Annotated in this window: 12 protein-coding genes; 3 read left to right on the top strand and 9 right to left on the bottom strand. The window is 36.3% G+C overall.

Features of this window, described 5'->3' with window-relative positions; translation table 11 throughout:
• Positions 1-91 precede the first annotated feature (91 nt).
• The 3 genes from AC5ZCW_RS07875 to AC5ZCW_RS07865 form a co-directional block, all read right to left on the bottom strand.
• The gene (locus AC5ZCW_RS07875; protein WP_496118953.1) at positions 92-1,945 is read right to left on the bottom strand and encodes a rhamnogalacturonan lyase; all 1,854 of its coding nucleotides are present in this window, start codon (positions 1,943-1,945) and stop codon (positions 92-94) included.
• A 244-nt stretch (positions 1,946-2,189) separates the two neighbouring features.
• Positions 2,190-4,316, bottom strand: coding sequence for a hypothetical protein (locus AC5ZCW_RS07870; RefSeq protein WP_496118951.1), 2,127 nt, complete (start codon positions 4,314-4,316; stop codon positions 2,190-2,192).
• A 167-nt stretch (positions 4,317-4,483) separates the two neighbouring features.
• On the bottom strand, positions 4,484-7,894 hold the full coding sequence (locus AC5ZCW_RS07865) for a DUF4450 domain-containing protein (RefSeq protein WP_496118949.1): 3,411 nt from the start codon (positions 7,892-7,894) through the stop codon (positions 4,484-4,486).
• A gap of 293 nt (positions 7,895-8,187) precedes the next feature.
• Between AC5ZCW_RS07865 and AC5ZCW_RS07860 the strand changes: the two genes are divergently transcribed.
• Entirely contained in the window at positions 8,188-11,037 is a 2,850-nt protein-coding gene (locus AC5ZCW_RS07860; RefSeq protein WP_496118947.1) for a glycoside hydrolase family 2 protein, read from the top strand.
• 119 nt (positions 11,038-11,156) lie between these two features.
• Positions 11,157-12,644 carry a rhamnogalacturonan acetylesterase gene (locus tag AC5ZCW_RS07855; protein WP_496118946.1) on the top strand — a complete coding sequence of 496 codons (1,488 nt, stop codon included), beginning with the start codon at positions 11,157-11,159 and terminating at the stop codon, positions 12,642-12,644.
• Between the two features lie 116 nt (positions 12,645-12,760).
• Here AC5ZCW_RS07855 and AC5ZCW_RS07850 read toward each other — a convergent pair whose 3' ends face one another.
• The 6 genes from AC5ZCW_RS07850 to AC5ZCW_RS07825 all read right to left on the bottom strand — a co-directional run bounded on the left by AC5ZCW_RS07850 (position 12,761) and on the right by AC5ZCW_RS07825 (position 21,991).
• Positions 12,761-14,089, bottom strand: coding sequence for a rhamnogalacturonidase (locus AC5ZCW_RS07850; RefSeq protein ID WP_496118944.1), 1,329 nt, complete (start codon positions 14,087-14,089; stop codon positions 12,761-12,763).
• Between the two features lie 44 nt (positions 14,090-14,133).
• Entirely contained in the window at positions 14,134-14,460 is a 327-nt protein-coding gene (gene rhaM, locus AC5ZCW_RS07845; protein ID WP_281633421.1) for an L-rhamnose mutarotase, read from the bottom strand.
• A gap of 32 nt (positions 14,461-14,492) precedes the next feature.
• A complete protein-coding gene (locus AC5ZCW_RS07840) occupies positions 14,493-15,563 on the bottom strand; it encodes a glycoside hydrolase family protein (protein WP_343541564.1) in 1,071 nt (356 codons plus the stop codon).
• 57 nt (positions 15,564-15,620) lie between these two features.
• Positions 15,621-17,153: a sialate O-acetylesterase gene (locus AC5ZCW_RS07835; RefSeq protein WP_343541563.1), complete on the bottom strand. Its 1,533-nt coding sequence runs from the start codon at positions 17,151-17,153 to the stop codon at positions 15,621-15,623.
• A 152-nt stretch (positions 17,154-17,305) separates the two neighbouring features.
• Positions 17,306-18,841 (bottom strand): RagB/SusD family nutrient uptake outer membrane protein, encoded by a 1,536-nt coding sequence (locus tag AC5ZCW_RS07830; protein ID WP_343541561.1) that lies wholly within the window; start codon positions 18,839-18,841, stop codon positions 17,306-17,308.
• A 6-nt stretch (positions 18,842-18,847) separates the two neighbouring features.
• The gene (locus AC5ZCW_RS07825) at positions 18,848-21,991 is read right to left on the bottom strand and encodes a SusC/RagA family TonB-linked outer membrane protein (RefSeq protein ID WP_343541559.1); all 3,144 of its coding nucleotides are present in this window, start codon (positions 21,989-21,991) and stop codon (positions 18,848-18,850) included.
• Between the two features lie 440 nt (positions 21,992-22,431).
• On the opposite strand from AC5ZCW_RS07825, the gene AC5ZCW_RS07820 reads away from it, so the two are divergent.
• Complete coding sequence (locus AC5ZCW_RS07820) at positions 22,432-25,218, top strand: glycosyl hydrolase (protein WP_496118942.1); 2,787 nt, start codon at positions 22,432-22,434, stop codon at positions 25,216-25,218.
• Positions 25,219-25,221 lie beyond the last annotated feature (3 nt).

The raw sequence follows: 25,221 nt of genomic DNA, 5'->3' as shown, positions 1-25,221 counted from the left end.
CATAAGAAAAAAACAATTAGTAGGGAACTAAAAATCTTAGCTCATTTTAAAATCAAAAAAGTACGCTTAAGAACTATCTTCTTTTTAAATTTTATTTTTTTGAGGAGATTAAAACAATGTTGGGTTTTGGAGCTGGGTTCATTCCAAACCCCATATAAAAACTCGTATGCGGCGGCTGATTATATCCTACGTTCTGCCAAGCAATACTCAAACGATACTGTGGATCGTGCATTAAAGTATATTGGCGAACATTGGTTGGAATTGTTGTAGAATAAATTCTAAGCTCTTTATTATCTTCAGATCTCAAGATTAATTCTTCGCGCCAGTCTCCCAAAATATCCGCAGAAAGTCCTGGAGTCGACTTTGTGCCGTTGTTAGAAACCGCGCCTTCAGCCGTGAACAATCTTCCTACATTGTATTTATCAATATAATTCGAATTTAAAAGTTCTCTGGAAGTGTCGCCGTCCCAATAAATTAAAAAATTAGTAGAACTTGGCGCTTTTCCAATAGCATTTCCTTTCATATCATGCAAATACGGAGAGCCCGACCACCAGCATTGTGCGCCTTTTCTAGTTGGGTCAATATTGTCGGCAACTCCTCTGCCGACATCGCCGTCAAGAGAATCTGTAAATAAAACTTTTCCATCTTTTGCAGAAAAAAACGTTACGCCTGGACCCGTTGTTTTGTTTTCGATTTCATGAATATTGAAAACCTCTAAACCTGGAACATCCAAATCAAGATCAGAAACATGTATGGCATCACCATGCCTGAAGCCTGTTGTGTACAAACCTTGTCCATTATCGTCAACACACATCGATCCGTAGATAATTTCATCTTTTCCATCATTATCAACATCAGTAACAGTAAGATTATGATTTCCCATTCCAGAATATGGATTTTCAGCATTTTTACTATCGAAAACCCATTTAGAAGTCAGCTTTTTATTTTTAAAATCCCAGGCAGCTAAAACCGTTCTTCCATAATAACCGCGGCACATGACCACACTTGGATGAACGCCGTCTAAATAAGCCACGCAAGCCAAAAAACGATCCATTCGGTTTCCTTTAGTATCATTACCTCCACTTCCGCCATTTCCGCCCCAGCCTGCTAAATCGCCACGTTCCGGAATATAATCTACAGTTGTAATCAGTTTTCCAGTTTTTCCTTCAAAAACCGACAGATATTCTGGCCCTTTTAAAATTTTACCATAGGTTTTCGAATTCGAATCTCGGTCAACCCAATCTTTTGAAGCATCGCCAACAACAGTCCCTTCACTGTCTTCACTTCCGTCCGCCGTTTTGCAAACCAATTCTGCAACTCCGTCGCCATCTAAATCATACACCATAAACTGCGTATAATGTGCGCCTTCGCGAATGTTTTTTCCTAAATTAATTTGCCATAAAAATGTTCCATCGAGCTTATAAGCCTGAAAAATAGGCGGATCTGTAATGCCCACCTGTGAATTATCATGCGATTTTCCCGTCATATGAACAACCAAATCATATTGTCCATCGCCATCCAAATCACCAACCGAAAGATCGTTAGCAATATATCCTTCAATTTCTTTCAGTTTAATCGAGAGATATTGTTTGTCTGAAGCATTGGCAGAAAGCGTAAAACTTCCTGGCGCATCTGATTCTTTTCCGTTTAAAACCGTTTTTATAAACCAGATATTCTCAACATTCAAATCGGCTTTTGAATCAATAAAATTTGTTGCTCCTGTAATCGGTTTATCGTTTAATAATACTGCTTTTTTTCTGCCATTTTTTCGATATAAATTAAAAGCCAGATCATCAGAATCTGTTCCTAAAAACCTCCAGCTGATAAAAACCTGACCTTTGTTTTTTATCGCAATTATACCGCGATCAAGATTTTCCATTTGTCTCTGGCTGAATATATTCAGACTTACAAAAAGGAATAGTATTAAAAAGGCTTTATTCTTCATAATTTACTGCTTATAAAATTTAACCGCAAAGGGCGCAAGGGTTTACGCTAAGTGCGCAAGGTTTAGTTCTCGCAAAGACGCAAAGTTTAAGTTTAAGAGTTAAACTATATAAGTTCAATTAAGAGAAAACTTAAAATCTCTTATATAATTTATATAGTAAAAAAACTTTGCATCTTGGCGACTTTGCGAGATTTTTTTCACGCCACCATAAAAACCTTTGTCTCTTTGCAACTCTGTCTCTTAATTAAAACATCTTTTTAAATCCTTCGCTCTTCACTTTCCAAGTGCCATCTTTTGGGAAACCTGGATTTTGCTCTGTCGATCCATCCCAACCGGCACACATCATGGCAACTGCTGTTAAAATACCTCCATTACCCGGAAGATAAAGCGTTAATCTTTCTGCTTGATAATTATGTCCGTTTTTCAAATAAGTATTAGTAGTTACATTCATAAAAAGTGCATCTACAGCTTTTTCTGGCATGTTTAATCTTGCGGCCGACATGGCTGTCATCGGAAAATCCCAGCCCCAAGTTTTATCCCAAGACCAAGTATTCCAAACCAGATCAAAAGTGTTTTTCATGATTTTTTTGTCTAAAAGAGACGTTTCAGGAAGCATTCCAAAAGTTCCTAGTACAGAGGGATGATCGGTTTTAAATTCTGGATTAGTATAAGAATCTGTAGCGCTTTCTGTTGCCAGATACACATTATCTGCCACAGGAAGTTTAGATAACTTAGCCAAAACCGTTTCCCATTTTTCAGGCACATTCTGATTGAGCTTTTTCTTCCATGCAATAGCAGTTTTCAAAGCCCAGTTCCAATACGCCAATTCGTAAGTTGGGTTAAACGTTTCCATTGCTTTAAAACGTTCTTGCGCCGGAATTACGCCCGGACCTAATACATAACGATCCTTTTTATCATCGTAATGAGCAAACGAAGCCATAAAATCAGCCGTCGCAAAAACACGTTCGCTGTATAAATTCAACGTTGAATTTGTTGGATTGGCCCTGTACATTAATTCTGCATAGGTTATAAAATGCGGTTGCTGCCAAATTAAAAATGACCCTACAGATGATGGGCTTTCGTTTCCGTCTGCATCCACCATTTTTTGCCATCTTGCGCCTTCAAAACCTTGTCTTTTGGCAATATTTTTGGCCTTATCAAAAACCTTTTGATACCAAGGGAGACTTCTCTCCAGCAGTTCTGGTCGGCCCCAAAGTGCAAAATGTACACCATGCCACCAATGCATTTCCAAGTGCGGTTTTCCGTACCAGCTGTTATAGGTTAAACCTGTTTCTTGTGGCGGAACTTTTCCCGTACATTGTGCTTTTGTCAAATACTGCGATAAAATTATTCTTCGTTCTAATTCATTGGCACGCTTATCTGTACTGCCCGAAAAATCTACGGCAGCACCGCTTTTCCAGAATTTCTCCCAGCCTTTTATACTGCTGTTCTGAATGTCGGTAAACGAAGAATTCTGAACCGATTTATTTCCCGCCAAAGCAAAAAGCGCGCTTAATTCCAATGTATTAGAATCTGAAGCTTCAACCACAAAATAATGATCAGAAGCTTTTTTGATTTTAGCATTTCCTTTCCATCTGAAATTCACATTATACGAAATGCTGTCCATTTTATGTGTAACAATGGCTTCGGTTTTAGATTTTTCTATAAGTTCGCTTTTATAATCCTGCTTTCCTCCATATTTCGTTCCCATATCTGCCCATTCGCCAGTTGGAAACGGAATTCGCAAACTGATTTTCAAACGCTTCTCTTTCAATAAATCTGATTTTACTTTTACGCCAATTTCATCTTTTTCCTGATGCGAAGCTGTTAAAACTGTTACAGGAGTTCCTTCAATTTCAAAATAACTTTCAATTTCTCCCGTCCATACATTCAGCTTTTGCGAAATTGCTTTTACATCAGTCGATTGAGCCAAACTGCCGTCTTTTTTAGTAATTTCAAAACCCAAATTCCCTAACTGCAGTAAATGCGGATTCTGTCTAAACCAGTTCACAGCATCCACTTTTCTTTTGGGCTCTTTAATTTGAACCGTATACGAAATATCTCTTCCGTATTGTTTGTAATCTCTTAAGGTTTCAGAAAACTTATAATTCTCTGTATTTTTATAACTATCCCACCCCCATTCAGATTGCGTTCCCAGCGGAATTCCGTTTTGATAGGTTTTCGGAAAAGTCTGCAGTCCAGTGGCATCTACGGTAAAAGCAAAAGCTCCATTTCCGACCGTTAAAGACGCCAAAGTATCAATAGCCGAAATTTGAACATTGTGCCTTGCTACCAAAGCCTTTCGATCAATTTTCTGCGCCAATGCCGAAATCGAAAATAAGAATATGGTTATGAGCTGATAGTTTTTCATGTGGTTAGTTTAGGTTAGTTTTTTTTGTTTCAAGTTTCAAGTTGGCTTCAACTTAGCTCAGCCTGACAGATAAGGCATTTTTACTTTGTTTCTTTGTTTCTCTACGTGTGAGGCTGAGCGAAGTCGAAGCCCCATTCTATAAATTATCTCATTATCTAATTGACACATTACCTAATTAAAGTAACACCCATCAAACCAATCACCACATCATTGGCAATTGTTTTCAAAGTGAGGCTTTTTAAAGTTTTGTTTTTATTTAAAGGCAAATCTAGAATTGTTCCTGCACCGCCTTCCACTCCATAATTACTGAAACCTTTTATAGCTTTAAAATCTTTAAAATCTCTTGAAATCTCACCAGTTTTAAAATAAACTCTCGGCGGTCTTGGCGCACCGGTTGTAAAAGCTTTTCCGTCAATAAAATAATCCTGTTCGATCGGCCACCAGTTTTCTGGATTTTTTAATTGCAGAATTTCCGACGTCCCGTCCGTATAATTTACTGTAATTTCACCATTTACAATTCGGCTCTGCATTGGATTTGTTGTTCCAGCTAGCATAAAATAAGCATGTGAAGCTTTTCCGTTTAATGGAATGTTGATTCTTTCTGGAAAATTATCCCACATCGATGTGAAAACAATATTCTTCTGATTTTCATCTGATGGTGTTTGAAACGTAATCCCATTTGGCATTTTTATTTCGCCATTTTGTTTCGCTTTTTCTCGAAGGCCAGAATCATCTATTTTTACGGTCACATTTGGATAACACCAGTTTCCAATTCCTTGTTTTGGGAGCTGTAATGTTACTGTTTTAGGTCTTGGCGACAAATATTCGTAATTAAAAATATCGGTGACTTTTGCATTAAAAAATGAAGAAAGTAGAACTGTTTCTGTTTTTGCTGTCTTATCCAGAGGCATATCCCAATTGATATTGTTTTCTTCTGATTGTTTTTCAGCTTTTACATTCAGGTGAACAGGATTCCACCAAGTCATTTCTCCTTGTTTTAATTTCACAAAAAATACTTTATTGCCAGCCGAATTTACTTTCGCTTTAAGCGAATAATTTTCCTTCGAAACTTCCTTTAAAAGCTCCTGCGGATCGTAAACAGAAATTATCTCCGACTTTGATGTTTTAAATTCTAAAGTTTCATTAATTGCATAAAAATCTTTTGTTTTAATATCTTCCAAAGCATCTCCTTTCCATTTAATGTGAATCTCATAATTCGGATTATAAGGAACTTCAATACTGATTTTTACTTTTCCTATACTTTCAGCAACTAATTTCCATGCAACTGATTTTCCGTTGACTGAGATACTTTCTACACTTTCAAAAGACGAATTCAAAATCAATTTCAAATTCATTTTTGCCGCAAACTGATTTTTAATTAAATATCTCTCTTCTTTATTTTCTCTTTTAAAATCAATTGAAATATCTGGAATCTCCAATGAGGCAGTATTCCATTTTTCAGGAAAACCTGGCTGGATAGTCACAACCTCGTTTATAGCATCAGGCTGGATACCGAAAAGTCCTTCAACCAAAGTTCTCGACGCCATACCAATTGGATCGGCAAAATCGCGGTACAATTCTCCTCGCATGGCATCCTGAAACAAAAGCTGTTCAAAACCTCCAGGCGAAGCACCCAAATACATACTTTCTATTAACGCGCTTTCCCACATCGTATAGGCTTTTTCAGATTGTCCGCCTTGCCAGAAAGCCAGCGAAGTATGCAATTGTTCTGCCAAAGCCACATTATTGGTTGACCAAGTATAAGGCTGCCAATTTGTGGTAGAGATTACATAGAGATCTTTTTTATCCAATCCATCTGCCGAAATCGGAATATGCGGTATCTGATTGTTCACATAATCCAGCATTTGATAACTCTCAAAAGGATTTGACAATTCGGAATCGATTGTATGATAAATACTCCAAACGCCAGGGGAATCGTGCAATAACCGATTTCCTAAAGCATCTTTATATTCGGCGAAAATTCCCTTTTTCGAAATCCAAAGCTGCTGGTTTACCGCTTTTAAGATTTTATCTGCTTCTTTTAAATAAGGTGTATCATCTTTTCCTATTTTTTTTGCCAGTTCTGCCACCATTTTATTGGCATAATAATTATATGCAGAAGAATGAATAACGCCACCACCGCTATACTGCAAAGCATCACTCGCCCATATCGACGCATAAGCATCATAAAGTCCGTCATTGTCTGGGTCAAAATTTCTTTTTTCCCAATTTAAATGTCGTTCAATTGTCGGCCACATTTCTTTTAAAAAAGCAGTATCACCAGTCCATTTAAAATGACGAAACATTTGATCAAAAAAAACCAGATTCATATCATAATGATGCGCAACATTATTTTTATTCGGACTTCGGCTGATGTATCCACTGCTAAACATCGATGTGCCAATTTCTTCTTTTTGTCTTGCCAGATTTTTTTCTTCATCAAAAACTACGGGTCCGCTTTCTGGAGAAATTACTTGAGAATTGCTGTAACTTGTAAAATGCGTTTTCGCTCTGTCATGCCAGCCCAAAGGATCTGCCGTATAAGCTCCACGCCACGCATTTAAATACATCCTCCACGCAATGGCTCCATGAAGATACGCAGGACTTTCCCAAATTCCGTCTGAAGCAATTGCCAACGCAAAACCTAATGTATTAATATAATCGTCTGGTGTTTTTACTTTAATTCTGTTGGCTAAAAAATGTGTTTCATCAACTGCTTTATTATAAAGTTCAGCAATAGATTTTTGGTTATAATTTATTTTTGACACTTCTGGAACAAAAAGCCAATAATCACCTTTTGCAGAAACAGAATTCACTTTTCCAGTTATTAAAGACAATCTCTCAGCTTTAGAATCAAACAATTCCAGCGGGTTTTTCTGCAAATCGGCATTAGCCAAATGAACTTCTGAGCCGGGAAAAAAACCGTTTAAAGTTCTGTTATTTCCTGTTTTTTGTCGGTTGCTTTCTGAACCATATTCTAAAACGAAAGATTCTTTTTTAAGAGTATACTTATTGCCAAGACAATATTGTGGCTGTAAATAAAAAACTGATTCAGGATCTGCACCAATATCACCGTCACGGCTAAATTTCTTTCCTGTCGCACCGCCAAAAGCCCACACTAAATTGATTTTCTTAGGCAGTTTTTCACCATATATTTTTACTATAAAACCTTCACTTTCTTTTAACGCAGCAACGTCTACAAATAGTTTTCCGTTTTCTAAAATAGGATCTTCAATAGTATAATGCATCGTTCCTAAAACATATCTCGTATCAATTTTAGAAGCTTCAGTTATCCATTTGCTTTCTTTTCCGTTTACGAGAGCTAATTTAAAATTGCCCCCCATACCAGGCATGTACATCGCAAATTCAGGAAGGTCTCCGGTTTCAACTCTAAAAGCGGTATTAGAACCATAAAGCGCTCTGTTGAATTTTCGAGTTCCGTTTTTCAAAACAAAACTATTGCCTTCGGGTACATAATGTATTTTACGAAGTGGAGCATTTTCCTGTCCAAAAATGAAAAAAGTCGATGACAGAAACAAGACAGCTAAAGTGCAAATAGTTTGTTTTTTAATTCTCATAAAAATTGAACATATTGATAATTATTGAAATCTGAATAATAAAATTTTTCCTTTATTATTTTATCAATTAAATAATGTAGTTGCAATTTCTTTGTTTTTTTATCGGATAGTATCCTGTACCTACCTGATTTTGGAAATTTAAAGAAAACGCCAATTTTTAGAACAATCTTACAATTTTTAACATCATAGTACAGGATACAATATCTAAAACGAACAATTAGATTTGATATAATAATTTCTTCCACCCACAGAAAAGGTAAAAGAAAACGACCCACAAACCAACCCAAATTTGTATGAACAGCAGGCTTTCAAAAAACATTCTCGCATTTCTTATTTTTAGTGCTTTTCTTTTTAATGCCAACGCCCAGAAGACGGATAAAATTTTTCTTTCTGGACTAGATTTTGAACATCCTGCACAGTGGGATTTTTATTGTACCGGTGGCAATAACAGCAAAATTTGGACAAAAATAAATGTGCCATCGCAATGGGAATTGGAAGGTTTTGGCGAATACACTTATGGACGCTGGTACAAAGAACTTAATCAGAAAGAGCCCAGCAAAGAAGAAGGTTTTTATAAATATGAATTTGATGTTCCATCCCATTACAAAGATAAAACGATTCTAATCGCTTTTGGCGGTGCTATGACCGACACTGAGGTAAAAATCAACGGGAAAATTGCAGGACCGATTCATCAAGGCGGATTTTATGAATTCAAATACGATATTTCGTCTCTTTTAAAGTTAGGTTCTAAAAATATTTTAGAAGTTCATGTTTGGAAACATTCTGCTAATAAATCTGTAAATAATGCTGAAAGAAGAGCCGATTGGTGGCTTTTTGGCGGAATTTATCGTCCAGTTTGGCTGGAAGTTTCACCTAAAACTCAAATTCAGAATATTGCGGTAAATCCAAAAATGGACGGTTCACTTACGGTTGATTTGAATCTGAAGAACATTTCAAAAAATACAATCGTAGAAGCATCCATATCAAGTGATCAAGAAACTTTTCCTGTTTTTAATTTTCCGCTTAAAGCGAAAACTATACAAGAAACTATTTCGGTAAAATGGGAAAACGTTAAACCTTGGAATCCCGAAAATCCGAATTTATACGACTTAAAACTGGTTTTAAAACAAAATGGAAACGCTATCCATGAATATCATAAAAAGATAGGTTTTAGAACTTTAGAATTCAAAAAACAGGACGGAATTTACGTAAACGGCACTAAAATTATCATGAAAGGAATTAACCGTCATTCTTTTTGGCCTGAAGGCGGACGCAGTACAAGCAAACGCATAAGCGAGCTTGATGTAAAACTGATTAAAGATATGAATATGAATGCTGTTCGTGGGCATTATCCGCCAGATGATCATTTTTTGGATGTTTGCGATTCTCTTGGGCTTTTTGTCTTGAATGAATTGGCAGGCTGGCAAAACTCTTATGACACCCAAACAGGAACCAAACTCGCCAAAGAAATGATTACAAGAGATGTAAATCATCCGTCAGTCATAATTTGGGATAACGGAAATGAAGGCGGATGGAATTATGAAGTCGACAGAGTTTTTGATGAAAATGATCCGCAGAAAAGAATTGTGATCCATCCGTGGGCCGATTTTAATGGTTGGGACACGCATCATTATCCAACGTATTTAACGGGAATGCATCGCTTTAATTCGGGTGAAAATGTATTTTTCCCAACTGAATTCATGCACGGAACTTATGATAACGGACATGGCGCTGCGCTTGAAGATTTTTGGAATCGATACAAAGAAAGCCCCTTGTTTGCGGGCGGTTTTATGTGGGCAATGCTCGACGAAGCGGTAAAACGTTCTGACTGGAAAGGCGAACAAAAATTTGATTCTAAAGGTTCTCTGGCAGCCGATGGAATTCTGGGACCTCATCGTGAAAAAGAAGGAAGTTATTTTGCTGTAAAAGAAATTTGGGCACCAATTCAGTTTCAGCCCAAACAGATAACAGATACTTTTGACGGTTCTTTTTTAATTACAAATGATTATTTATTCAGTAATTTGAGTTCCTGCAAAATGGAATTTAAAGTTTTAAAAGCAGACACAACTATTTTATATACGGATAAAACAGCTCAAGAAATAAGCTCTGGTAAAATCGAAATTCCGAGTACTAATCCAGGTGAAAGCAGAAAAATTAAATTTGCTGTTCCTCAAAATTTCTTTGAAGGCGATATTTTATCTATTACAGCTTTCAATCAGTTCAACAAGGAAATCTACACTTGGACCTGGCCTATTCATAAGGCTAAATTTTATGCTTCTAAATTCTTAGCAACTCAGAATTCAAAAACAAAAGCTTCGGTAACCAAAACCAATTCTGAAATTACATTAAAAGGAAATGAGGTAACGGTTGTTATTGATGCCTCAACTGGCGAAATTCAGAAAATCAGCAATAAATCTGAAGTGATTCCGCTTACAAATGGTCCGCGTCCGATTGGTATGAAAGCCAAATTAAAAGACATTCAAATATCGCACGAAAACGAAAAAGCAATCTGTCAGGTTAATTATTCTGGTGGTTTGTCATCCATAAAATGGATTATGGAAGCCGATGGGAGATTAAAAATGGAATTGCTGGCTTTAAAAAATGCATCAGGCGGAGATGGTTTTGATGGTGCTTTTTTTGAAGATAAAATCAATGCTTTTGGTATTACTTTCAGCTTTCCTGAAAAAGAAGTTACCGGAATTAAGTGGTTTGGAAGAGGTCCGTATCGTGTTTGGAAAAACCGTATAAAAGGCACAACTTACGGCTTTTGGCAAAAGGATTACAATAATACAATTACAGGAGAAAGTTTTGAAAACCTCATCTACCCAGAATTTAAAGGTTATCACGCCAATTTATTGGGAGCCAATTTAAAAGCAGGTAATTCATCTTTTAAAGTTTTCAGCGAATCTGATAATTTATTTTTGAGACTATTTACGCCAGATCTTCCTAAAAATGGTTTTCCAGGAAGTTATCCTCAACCTGATTTTCCTGAAGGTGATATCTCTTTTATGTATGAAATTCCAGCTATGAGAGATTTTAAACCTTTAGAACAGCAAGGTCCGCAAAGTCAGCCTACAAATATTAGAATCAAAAAAGGCGACGATGGAATTAGAATGGATTTGTGGTTTGATTTTAGATTTTAGATTTTGCCATAAAGGCTTCGACTCCGCTCAGCCTGACAAATGAAAACGATTGTCAGCCTGAGCGGAGTCGAAGGCCCATTTTACAACTCACATTTCACAACTCACAATTAAAAAAAAATATGAAATCATTTAAAATACTTTTCACTTTATTACTGGCTGTGTTATTTTTTAATTTCACTCCAAAACAAGATTCTAAACCTACACTTTATACAGTGGGCGATTCGACTGTAAAAAATGGAAAAGGCAAAGGCGATGGCGGACTGTGGGGTTGGGGAGATTTTATTGGTCAGTTTTTGGACACTACCAAAATTCATGTAGAAAATCATGCGCTTGGTGGTACGAGTAGCCGAACTTTTCAGGATAAAGATTTATGGACCGTAGTTTTAAGTAAACTTAAAAAAGGTGATTATGTATTGATTCAGTTTGGACATAATGACGACGGGCCAATAAACGATAGTCTACGCGCCCGCGGAACGATTAAAGGAATTGGAAATGAAACGCAGGAAATCGATAATATCCTGACGAAAAAACATGAAATCGTACATAGTTATGGTTGGTATATTCAGAAAATAATTCGCGAAGCAAAATCAAAAGGCGCTATTCCGATTGTGTGTTCGCCAATTCCGAGAAACGACTGGAAAGACGGAAAAGTTCCTAGAAATGATCATTCGTATGGACTTTGGGCAAAACAAGTTGCCCAAAAAGAGCAAGTGACTTTCATTAATTTAAATGAAAAGATGGCTCTTGAAATGGAAAAATTGGGCGAATCCAAAATAACCGATACTTATTTTTACAAAAGAGACCATACGCATACTTCGGCAAAAGGCGCTGTCATGTCGGCTTCGGTAATTATTAATGAGTTGAAAGAGAGTAAAAACACTTTAAAAAATTACATTTTAAAAAATCCTAAAATTGTTTTTCCCTCCAAAAATAAAGTCTTTTTAATTGGAGATTCGACCATGGCCGATAACGGAAGTCCAGATGCTGTGGGCTGGGGTGTTGTTTTTCCTAAATATTGCGACACTGCAAGAGTCGAAGTTATCAATAAAGCTCGAGGCGGTCGAAGCTCCAGAACTTTTATTACAGAAGGACTTTGGGAAGAAGTTAAAAATCAGTTACAGCCCGGAAATTTCGTCCTGATTCAGTTTGGACATAATGATGCGGGTGCAATTGACAAGGAAAAGTTTAGAGGTTCTTTAAAAGGAATTGGCAATGAATCTCAAGAAATAACGCGTCCTGACGGTTCCAAGGAAACAGTTTACACATTTGGCTGGTATATCTCAAAAATGATTCGTGAGGCTAAAGAAAAAGGCGCAATTCCGATTGTCTTGAGTTTAACTCCAAGAAACGAATGGCCGAATGACAAAGTAGAACAACGATTTGATACGTATGTTAAGTGGTCCAGAGAAATTGCTACAAAAGAAAATGTTACTTACATTGATTTAAGTGATGAAATTGCTAAAAAATATGAAGCTCTTGGAAAGGAACAAGTAAAAGCTTTTTTTCCTAAAGATCACACGCATACCGGTATGAAAGGTGCCGACTTCAATGCATTAACCGCAGCAGAATGTATTAAAAAAATAAAAAATTGCGACTGGATAAAATAGACTAAAATAGTTTGATGTAGCAAAATAAAAATCCAAGCTGGTGAAGAAATTAAAAAAAAATGGCTTCGTTTAAAACCGAAGCCATTTTGATTGTTATACTTATAATATATTCGAAACTATTCCACTAATTTCTTATTTACATACACATTTTTAAAAGTTACACCGTTAATCAGACTTTTATCTACAGCTGTTTTTGCTGCTTCGATATTCATGTTTTCAAAAGTAAAATTGGACAAACGAACATTTGGATCATTTTCTACTCCGTAAAAAGTCTCGCATTTCAAATCTATATTTTTTAAAGTCACATGATCTCCGTAAGATAGCGGAATATCAGGACGCCCTTTTAAATCGAAAAATTGTTTCCAAGCAAAAATCGCAAGACAATTTTTGGCACTTCCTTTTATATCTTCTACTCTTATATATTCGTATCGTTGCGGCGTATCAGGTCGCATTTTAAGCCAAAGCATTCGCGAAGCGCCATCAATTTTACAATTTCTCATAATGACATTTCTATTATGAATCGATTCGCTCCCATTTGTTAATGCCGAATGGCAGAATCCGAAATTGCAATCTTCAATTATAATATTGCTATTCGGACCGTTATTTTTATCTTGATCTGCGTAAGGCCCCTTTCCGCCTTTTAAAGCAATCGCATCGTCATTAACAGACATGTAACAGCCTTTTACCAAAAAATTAGTGCAGATATCAATATCAATGGCGTCTGTGCTTGGCGCTTTAATCTCAATATGAGGTGAGAAAATATACAAATCCAGTAGTTTTACATTATTGCATTTATAAAAATGATTTGTCCAAAAACCAGAGTTAATCAATTTTACGTCTTGAAGCTGCACGTTGTTTGAATTCCACACAAAAACCAATCTTGGTCTAGACACTTCAAGATTAGTGCATTTTGGATTTTCTTTACGTCGCTCCCAGAACGCCTCCCAATATTTTCTACCGTTTCCGTTTATCGTTCCTTTTCCAGAAATCGAAAAATTATCTACTCCATAAGCATTAACCAATGCTGGAAAATAATCTAGATTCTGCCCTTCCATTCGCGAAGGCATAATCGGGAAATCGGCAATATTATCTGATCCTTTCAACACCCCGCCTTCCGAAACATACAAAGCCGTTTTGGGTTTAAAAAACAAAGCGCCGCTCAAATAAACTCCTTTCGGAATCACAATTACTCCTCCGCCACTTGCGGCTGCTTTGTCTATTACTTTCTGAATCTGAATGGTCTGAATTTTAGTGCTGTCTTTACCCACACCAAAATCAGTAATGATGTATTGTTTCCCTAAATTTTTCAATTGAATTTTAGTATAATCTTTAAACCAATTGGTAATCGGGCTTCCATCTGGAAATGTATCATTGGCATAATTTTGCGAAAATGAAATTTGAAAAAAGCCAATGATGAAAACTAAAACCTTTAAAATATTTTTCATTAGTATTTAATTAATAGTTTTTTTGTTGAATGAATTTTTACAAGTTAATCCAAATGAAAAACTTCTGTGAGCGTATTTGCTTTTGGCGAATTATCTGGATTTGTATCCATTATATCGGCCATATAATTCCACCATTTTCTCATTAAAGGATGGCTGGAAAGTTTAGAACGGTCAAATGCTGCGTTTAATTTTTGAACACCAAAAAGAATACCGCTTTCTTCGTCTAGAAATATAGAATAATCCTGTATGCCACTTTCTGAAAGCAATTGTAAAAGTTCTGGCCATATAGTATCATGCCGCAATTTGTATTCTGTCTCAAAGCCAGATTTCAATCGCATTGTAAAAGCATTTCTAATTGTATTATTTTCCATTTTTTTACTTTAATTGTTTAACATTTTGTGCTTCATTCTATCTTAAAAATAAAAGCTGACGAGGTTTCATATTTTCCTCCTTGCGAAGCCGTAAACAAATAGGTTGCTTTTCCTTTTTGAAACAAAAGCTGCGGACGCTCGGCACGACCATAACGGTTTAAATGTTTGGGCGCTTCGGGCTGCTTGATATATTTATTTAAGGGCTGATAGGAAATCAAAGGCGCATTCCAATGCATTCCGTCATCAGAATCCATATAGAGACCGTAATCCATTCCGAAAACGCCCATATCTCGGGCCAGCATTTTAAATTTTTTATTTTCATACCAGACAAAAGCATCTTCGCATTGTTTATTGTCTCCGAGTTTAGAAAAATCGATAATCGGGTTGTTTGGATATTTTATATAAGGTCCCATTAACGACTTTGATATTGCCAACCCGTATTTCCTATTTCCTTTTATTGGAAATTTCGGATGCTCGTAATTTTCTGTATCTAATGATTTATAATACAGCCAATATTCTCCGTTTGGATGTTTTAAAAAAGACGGATTTGTAGTCAGCAGATCGTCCCATTCTCCTTTTTCACCAGGAAGCAATAAAGGTTCGTCTGGTCGCTCCCACGGACCGTAAAGCGAATCTGAAAGTGCTAAACCGATACGTTTAGTATTCATTTTTCCGTTAGAATTTCCCATAAAAAAAAGCGCGTATTTGCCATCTACAAAATGAATGCTTGGATTATGGCAAGTCGTAGCATCCCAAAAACCTTCGCCTCTTGGCGCCAAAACGGTGCTCACATATTCATAAGGGCCTTCTGGTTTGTCTGCAACAGCGTGCGCTATTTCAGAACCGTTGATCCAGCCACTCATCGATTTTGATTTTTTCCATCTTGAAAAAAACACATGAATTTTTCCGTCAGGACCTTCAATCGGACTGTTGCACCAAACGTAATAATCTTCAAACTCTAAAGCACGTCCGACAGGTTTTAGTTTTTTTTCGAAATCTGAAAGTTTGGGATTTTCTAAAAAATTAAAGGCTTTCGCCGAATACGGAAGACATAATGCCATAACAGCTAGAGAATTCCCGATTATAAATTGCCTTCTATTCATTTTATTTTTTATTTAAATTCTCTCGCAGATCTAACAGATTGAGCAGATTACTTATTCTTAATTCTTAATTTTCTCAACTTCTACCCAATCGTCTGTTCTAAAAGGAGAAGCTGGCAGATTGTCATTATTGAATAAATTGGGTTCTGGAACGGCTTTCCATGCAAAACGCACTGCTACCGGTTCTTTTACTTTTGCAGCAGAAACGATTATTGTTTTTCCATCAATTTTAGCATCAGCTGGATAAAAGATTTGATCTTCTCCTGCGATCTCAAATTCTTTTAAGACATCACCCGTCTTTTTTAGTCCCGATTCTGCGTAATCAAAAAACAATTGTGCTTTCTGTTTTTTTATTTTCATGTGATTATAAATTGGTCCAGAATAAACCAATTTGTTTTCGCCGTAGGTTTTTGCACGCGCAATTAAAGCCAATCTGTAGCCAACAGTCTGTTTGTCTATTGGATGAATGTTTTGCGCGTCGCCAACATCGGTGGTAACTACCATTCCGCTATTTGGAATTACTTTTAGCGACAGTAATTGTGCTTCTCTAATGGCTGCATTCTGTCCTTTATGAGGGGTAATCTGAACGTAATAGAAAGGAAAATCGCCTTGCTTCCACTCGTCTCTCCAGCTTTTTACCATCGCAGGAAATAAAGTTCTGTACAAATAGGCTTTTCCCGAATTGCTTTCGCCTTGATACCAAATCGCGCCTTTAATGGTAAAGTTTACCAACGGATGCAGCATCGCATTATACAGAACATAAGACGTTTTATTGGGTTCTTTTTTGGGCCTTTTTAATGGTGTTTTTGACACATTTGCGGCAGAAATTCGCTCATTGGTTAAAGCCAAATAGTATGATTCGAGTTTTTCCTGATAGATTTTTTCATTTTTGGCATCTTCCTGAAGTATTGGCAAAAAGGCCGTTTCTTCTTCTAAAATATTTTGAGCCGTCCAAGCTTCTGCCTTTGTACCGCCCCAAGAAGTAGAAATTAATCCGATTGGCACATTTAATTTTTGATATAAATCTCTTCCGAAAAAATAGGCTACAGCCGAGAAAGTTTTACTATTTTCAGCATTACATACTTTCCAGCTTCCAACAACATCTTCTAAAGGTTTTTGAGAAGCATTTAGCGCCACGGTAAAAAGACGAATATCTGGAAATGCAGCATTTTTTACTTCTTCTTCATAATTCTTAACTCCGGTTTTCCAAGTCCCTTCTTCCCTTCCCACAGGAAAAAACATATTAGATTGTCCCGAACACAACCAAACTTCTCCAATTAGTACATTTTTTAAAGTGATTGTATTAGAAGCATTAAGTGTAATCTCGTATGTTTTCTGACTTCCACTAGGCGTTGAAACTGTTGTTTTCCAATTTCCATCGGCATCGGCAACAACATCAACAGGAAGATCAGACCAGCCCATTTTAATACTGATTTTTTCGTTTGGAGCAGCCCATCCCCACAAATTGACTTTTGTTTGCTGCTGCAAAACCATATTGTCGGCAACCAAAGAAGGAAGTTTTATTTGCGCCGCTGCCGAAAATTTTGCAAGTAAAACAAAGGAGAATAATAAAAGTTTTTTTAACCCAGTCATTGGCATTGATTTTAAGTTACATTTAAATTTAAAAATAATTGAACGATCTACATCATTTGCAACTTTTCATTATAAGTCTAAAAAATGAAAAAAAAGCTGCCTGAATAGACAGCTTAATTTCAAAAACAAAAACATTATTCTAAAGCTTATTATTAATCGTAACCAAGATTCTGATCATAAAGTCCAGGAACAGCCAAAAGCTCTTGCAATGGAATTGGATACAGCAAAGAGTTATTGTCAATCGTTCTGATTTTATTTTCCGTATCTTCAGCAAGTCTCCAGGCATTCATTATAGTTACGGCTTTTCCAGATCTGATTAAATCAAACCATCTTGTTCCTTCTGAGAAGAATTCTTTTCGTCTTTCGTCAAACAATTGGTCTAAAGTAATATTTGAAGCATTTGCCGCAACTCCTGCTCTTGTTCTTACTTTATTTACAATATCGTCAACTTCTGCCTGAGTTCCGCCGCCGCCATGAAGCGTACATTCTGCCATTAACATTAAGACATCAGTATAACGAGTTACCATAAAATCTACTCCCCAGTCTTCACGGCCGTTTCCGTATCTTGTAGGATCAATGTATTTTTTAAAGACTGGTTGTGTATAACTTCCTTTGTACGTTCCAGATGCTACAGTATAACTTGTTGCAATACCGAATATTTTACGTTTATCTGTTGCTGCAAACATATCCATCAAACCTTTTGAAATTGGTCTTGCCTCTAGAGCTCCTTGTGCCGATAAATTTACAGATGCAAAATAGGGCTCATAACCCACTTCTACCATAAAGTTACCTCCTACTGGAGTCGAAATATTTTGTGTGTACGGAATTGTCAATACATTCTCTTTGTTGGCAAGTCCTTCTAATTTAAAAATTGGATCATATTCTGTACTAAAAGTATACAGACCGCTCAATTTAATATCATTTAATTCTTTATAAGCTTTATCCCATTCATTTAGACCAAGCATTGCACCGTCTATTCCGTACGTGGGACTTGAGCGTGTCATGTATACTAAACCTAGTAATGCTTTTGCTCCATATTTGGTAACACGTCCAAAGTTAGCAGCATCATAAGATGGACTCAAATCTGGAATTGCAAGCTGTAAATCTGAAATGATCAAATCGTATACTTTTGTCACTTCAGTTCTAGGTATTTGTGACGCTTCTGTAGCGGTTACTGTTTTATCGATCAAAGGCACACGCCCGAACCATCTTAACAAATCGAAATAACAAAATGCTCTTAAAAATCGTGCTTCAGCTGCCATTGATGCCTTATCAGCTGGAGAGGTAAAGATTTCATCTCCTTTTTCTGCAATTTTTTCCAGTAACTGATTGGCTTTATAAATGGCATTGTAATTGGCCATATAAGCTTCTTTTACATAAGTGTTAGAACTTATAGAAGTATAAAAGCTGTTAATTCCTTCCCAATCACGTGACGCTTGAGTTGTTGCCATCAAATTGTCGGAACGCGTTTCACTCAAATTCAAGACCCTGTTTGCGTAACCGTATGCTGAAAGTCCGTGAAAAGCTACTGAATAGGTTGCATTTCTTGCCTGAACAAAATCGCCTGGCGTTGCATAAAAATTCTCGATTGTACCTTGTGACAAAGGCAGCTGATCCAGTTGATCTGTACAAGATGATTGTGCAAATAATAGTAAAGCACCTGCTGCTATGAAGATATATTTTTTCATTTTGTTTTAATTAAAATTAACGTTTAGTCCGATAACCAATGATTTTGCTAAAGGTGCCCCACCATAATCTACAGGCACTGCGAAATCACTATTTGAACTTGCTGAAGTATTTACTGCTTCAGGATTGAAACCAACTCTGTACTTGTTCCAATAGAACCAGTTTTCGCCTGTTACATACAATCTTGCGTTATTGATTCTAGAAATTCCTTTTAAGGCTTGTCTTAAATTATATCCTATAGAAATACTTCTCACACTCACATAATCAGATTTATACAACCAGTCTGAGTTTGCTTGATATCCAAAAGAAGTTCTCCAGTTTCCTCTTACTGCTGGGTCAACACTTAGAGAATTTTCTACAGACCCCATTCCTGTACGGTCAATAGCACGTCCTGTTAATCCGTAAACTGTTCCGCCATTTTGTCCTTGAACCAAAACACTTAAATCTAAATCTTTGTATTTGAAGGTATTTGTAATTCCCCAAGTATATTTTGGAGTTGGATTTCCTAAATCAACACGGTCTTCAGAGTTGATTTTTTTATCTCCGTTCTGATCTACATATCTCGGATCTCCAAGAACCAGTTTATTTCCTCCAATTGTAGTTCCGCCAGCATCGATATCCGCTTGAGTTACAACTCCATTTTGTTTCAATCCGAAAATCGTGTACATTGGTTTACCGACTTCTAATTTGATAAATGGCACACCTCCGTCAAATGAATTGCTAATTTCAATTTTACTTTGATCTGGACCTAAAGCCAGAACTTTATTTTCGTTATGGCTTATATTTGCAGAAGTTCTCCACTCAAAATTGCCCGTTTTTACGTTTAATGAATTCAACTCAAATTCCCATCCTTGATTTTGCACTTCTCCAATATTGGTTTGATATGTTGGAAAACCAGAATCACTAGGAATTGGAACTCTTAACAGCAGTTCATTGTTTGTTTTTCTATACAATTCGAATGTCCCAGAAAGTCTGTTTTTGATAAAACCAAAATCCAATCCGAAGTCAACACTTTTTGATTCCTCCCAATGCAAGCTTGGATTCGGAATAGAAGATGCCCCTTGTCCAGCTGCAGCTGCTCCACCAATAGAATAATTGAAAGTTCCAAGAGTGGCATATTGTGCATAACTTCCGATGTTATTACTTCCGTTAACACCTGTGCTTGCTCTTAATTTCAATTCAGTTAGCCAATCTACATCTTGCAAAAATGCTTCCTGCTTTATTCTCCATCCAAGCGAAAGAGAAGAGAAAGTTCCCCATCTTCTGTCTGCACCAAACTTAGAAGAACCATCACGTCTAATACTTCCTGCTATAATATATTTTTCTTTGAAATTGTACTGAATACGAGAGAAAAATGAAAGCAAAGTATTTTTTTCTGCATTAGTAGAACCAATAGATCCTGCAGGCAATGTCTCAATTGTTGAACTATTGTAAAGTGCTCCAGAAGACATTGTAGATCTTGTGATATCGTACGAGTTGAAAGATTGTCCCAAAAGAACATTCACACTGTGGCTTCCGAAAGTTCTGTCGTATGTCAAAGTATTTTCGTTAACTAGATTTTGTCTTCTATATGTATTATAAGCTCCTCTAATACTAGCAATTACATCATTTGGCGTATAACTTTCGTTAACGTTATCTGAGTTATCAAAGTTGATCGTACTTTTTAAATTAAAACTTTTAGCAAATTGATAACTAGCATATGCAGAAATTAAATTTCGATACATCGAATTTCTTCCTGTTCTTGCCAAAGCATTCAGCATATTTGTCGTACTGCTTCCCCACATATATCGCGTTGTATACTTTTCACCCTTAGCATTTTCTGTGCTTTCAAAAACGGGAGTTGCAGTAAGCGCTTTAAAAAGTGTATTATCTTTCCCTTCAACACCTGGATCATTTTTTATAGAATAAGAAGGCGCTAAGTTGATTCCCATTTTAAAATTTTCTGACAATTTAATGTCAATATTTGCTCTTGCAGAAAAAAGAGAATAATCTGTTCCGACAATATATCCCGTATTTTTTTGATAGTTGGCAGAAACATAGTAGTTTACAGCATCTGTAGCTCCAGAAGCAGTTAGCTGATAATTGCTGAATTCTCCTGTACGAAACACTTTATCCTGCCAGTCAATATAGTCCAGACCAGGATGTCCAGGCATATCCCATCTGTCATCATGCAAATATGTATAATATCTTGAGTTGCTTGGTATTAATGGAGCAGTAGGATTTACTGCATTGTAAGCTGCAATTCTTTCTGCCGTTGTTTGACTTGCAGAAGCTCCTGCAATTCCAGACCCAACCCATTGCGAATCAATCATCACTTTTGCTCTGTCAATCCATCCTTGAGCAGAAAGCATATCTACTCTATTTGCTTCTTTATTTACACCGCCATAGGTATTAAAAGTAAATTGCGGTTTTCCTTTTTTACCCTTTTTTGTTGTAATAATAACCACCCCATTTGATGCACGCGAACCATAAATTGCAGCCGCCGACGCATCTTTTAAAACCTCGATAGAAGCCACATCGTTAGGATTCATATTATCTAGCGGACTTCCGTTAGAGAAAGTTCCGTTGCTATTTGATCCTTCTGTATAAATCGGAAATCCATCAATAACGTACAATGGCTCGTTTCCTGCTGTAATCGATCCGGCTCCACGAATTTCTATGCTAAAAGGCTGTCCTGGCAAACCCGTAGTCTGTTTTACACGAACCCCAGCTACCTGACCAATTAGACCTTGGTCAATTCTTGAAATTGGACGCTCTGTAAAATTCTCTGTTTTGATTCCAGAAATAGCTCCAGTTGTGAGCTTTTTCTTTTGAGTACCATAACCGATGACAACAACTTCATTTAAGTTGGCACTTTCTGCTTCAAGAGAAATCGTATAATTTGTAGCAGCGCCAATTTTCACTTCTTGTTTTACAAATCCAATAAACGAAAAAAGTAAAGTTTCTCCAGGTGCAGCAGCAATGCTAAACTTTCCATCCATGTCTGTGCTCGTTGATCGACTTGTTCCTTTCACAATTACGTTGGCTCCCGGAATTGATAATTTAGCTGCATCGGTAACGGTTCCTGTAACCGTTTTTTCTTGCGCATAGCCCGATGAGTACAACAGTACCAATAAGGCTATAGTCAGCAAAAGATTAAGCTTGTTTTTCATAAAATTTAGTTTTGGTTAGTTAATTAGTCTAACTCAAATTTATCCAGAAGCCTTTTCCACAGTATCCTGTAGTATCCTGTTAACTTTCAATATCTTATATTTTATTTTAAGTTTTGATTAACAGAAAATACGCACAACTACCTGATTTACAAGCTTTAATTCATTGCGAAATAAAAAATTACAGGATCAAAAATTTTATTAAATTATTTTTGAAGTATTAATATTTAATTGCATAAAAAAATATTAATTACACAACAAATAAGTGTAAATTTTACACATTTAATTTTAAGTGATTTTTAAATAAAAACAGGATGCTACAGGATAGCTTTTAAAATCGCTCCCTCTACTTTTACTTTAATACCAAGACAATCTATCGTATTTTTTAAACCTAAAAAGTAGGAAAGAAACTATTTTTACAAAAGTCAAATACGGCATAAATAATGAAAAGATTCTGCTTAATAACACTATTGCTTTTCTCTTTTTTTCAGGCTAATTCGCAAGAAAAAAATAAATCCCCATGGCCAAACTCTACCAACCTGAATCAGCCTTGGGCGCGTTGGTGGTGGATGGGAAGTGCAGTAGATAAATCTAACTTAAAAAGAAGCCTTATTGATTTTCATCACGCTGGAATTGGCGGAGTTGAAATCACTCCAATCTATGGCGTAAAAGGAGAAGAAAATAACTTTATCGATTATTTATCTCCAAAATGGCTGGACATGTTAGATTACACCATACGCGTTTCAGATAGTTTAAAAATGCAGGTCGATATGGTTTTAGGAACTGGATGGCCTTATGGAGGATCGCACGTAACATTGAATCATGCTGCAACTAAACTTATAGTCGAAAAATATCAGGTTAAAAAAAATGAAACATTCAATCGAAACATTATAGTCAATGCCAAAGAGAAAAATCCAGCAGAATTATTGTATGTGGTAGCCTACGGAAATGACGGATCTATTATTGATTTGACAAATGATCTTAAAAACAAAAAGACAAATATAAACGATAAAGGTCTTGAAGGTTCAAGTATTAAATTACCCAGTAATCTACAACCAAATCTACTAAACTGGAAAGCAAAAAAGACAGATTATACCATCTATGCCGTATTTAGCGGAAAAACAGGACAGCAGGTAAAAAGAGCGGCTCCCGGCGGAAACGGATATACGCTAGATCACTATTCCACAGAAGCTTTAAAAGCTTATGTTGCTCCGTTTAATGATGCTTTCAAAGGTAGAGAGGGAAAAATAAGAGCCATTTTTAATGACAGTTTTGAAGTCTACGGAACCGATTTCACTCCCAACTTTTTTGATGAGTTTAAAAACTTGCGTGGTTACGATTTAAAGAAAGAACTTTCTGTTTTATTGAATGAAACCGACAATGAAGAAGGTAACAGAGTCAGAAGCGATTATCGTCAGACTATTTCTGATTTGCTGCTTAATAAATTTGATAAATCTTGGACTAACTGGGCACATTCTAAAAACTTCAAAACAAAACTTCAGGCACATGGTTCTCCAGGAAATTTAATCGATTTGTATGCTTCTGCAGATATTCCAGAATGCGAAACATTTGGCTCTATGCCGTTTGATATTCCGGGTTTGAGACGTGATAAAGAGGACATTCGCGAAGGAGATGCTGACCCTGTTATGCTGAAATTTTCTTCGTCTGCAGCTCATATTTCTGGTAAAAACCTAGTATCGTCGGAAACGTTTACTTGGCTGAGAGAACATTTTAAAACGGCATTATCACAATGCAAACCTGAAGCGGAAGATTTAATGCTAAATGGTGTCAATCATATTTTTCTGCATGGATCGACTTATTCTCCAGACCGCGCCGTTTGGCCAGGATGGCAATTTTATGCATCGGTAAATTTTAATTCGAATAATACAATTTGGGAAGATGCACCCGCTCTGTTCTCTTATATTTCAAATTGCCAATCTCTTTTACAACAAGGAAAAGCAGATAACGAAATTTTATTGTACTGGCCGATTTTTGATGCCTGGGATAAATACCAAAATGGAACTTTATTTTTCCAATTCAAAATTCATTCACTATCAGAATGGCTTCATGGAACTTCTTTTTATGATACCACAAAAAACCTGATCAAGAAAGGATACAGCACCGATTTTATTTCGGACAATTTTATAGCTCAAGCTAAAGTGGTAAATGGAAACATCATTTTATCTGGCGGAAGTTATAAATCCTTAATTGTTCCAGTATGTAAAAAAATGCCATTAGAAACACTTCAAAAATTAATTGAATTGAAAAAAGCAGGCGCGAGCGTTATATTTGAAGGTTTACCTGAGTCTGTTCCTGGATTATATGATTACAAAAATCGAGAACAAAAGCTCAAAAAAATACTATTAGACAACCAATCTCTAGTTTCGTCTGAAGACATTTTCAAAGCTTTAGAAAACAAAAATATTAAACCCGAAAGTCTTGTAAATACAGGATTAAAATTCATTAGAAGAGATATTGACGGAGAAAAGATATATTATATCGTCAATCATACCAAAGAAACAATAGATGATTTTATTCCGATTGAGATTGCAGATAAGGAAGTCCTTATTTTAGATCCGTTAACTAAGGAATACGGAAATGCCATTGTCCATAAAAAAGACCACAACACATTTGTAAAACTAAAAATTGAGCCTGGCCAATCTTTCTTTTTAAAGACAGAAAAAATCGCATCTCAAAAAAAATGGCCTTACTATGAATCTGATTCTAAAACATTTCCATTGCAAGGAGATTGGAAAATTACTTTTGATAAAGGCGGACCAAAATTACCTCAAAGTACTGTTGTTTCTAATTTAGAATCGTGGACAAAATTAAATCCAGATGCTGAAGCTTTTTCTGGCTCTGCAACTTATACGCTTCAGTTTGAAAATCCCAACCCTTCAGTACAAAACTGGAGTTTAAATCTGGGGGACGTTCGCGAAAGTGCAAAAATTTGGATCAACGATGAATTTGTCGGCACACTTTGGTCAATTCCATATAAACTGCAGATTAAAAATCTAAAATCAGGGAAGAACAGCTTGAAAATTCAAGTGACCAATCTTCCTGCCAATAGAATTAGAGATATGGAGCTGAAAGGTAAAGAATGGAAAATTTTCTACGAAATAAATATGGTGGATAAAGATTACAAAAAATTTGATGCCACAAAATGGAATCCGATGCTATCAGGACTTTTAGGCCCTGTAACGCTAACTCCTCTGAAAGAACAAAACTAACAG

The organism is Flavobacterium sp. PLA-DH12, from assembly GCF_059511845.1.
The sequence above is the reverse complement of the archived record's forward strand: the minus strand, read 5'-3'. Positions and strand labels throughout refer to the sequence as shown.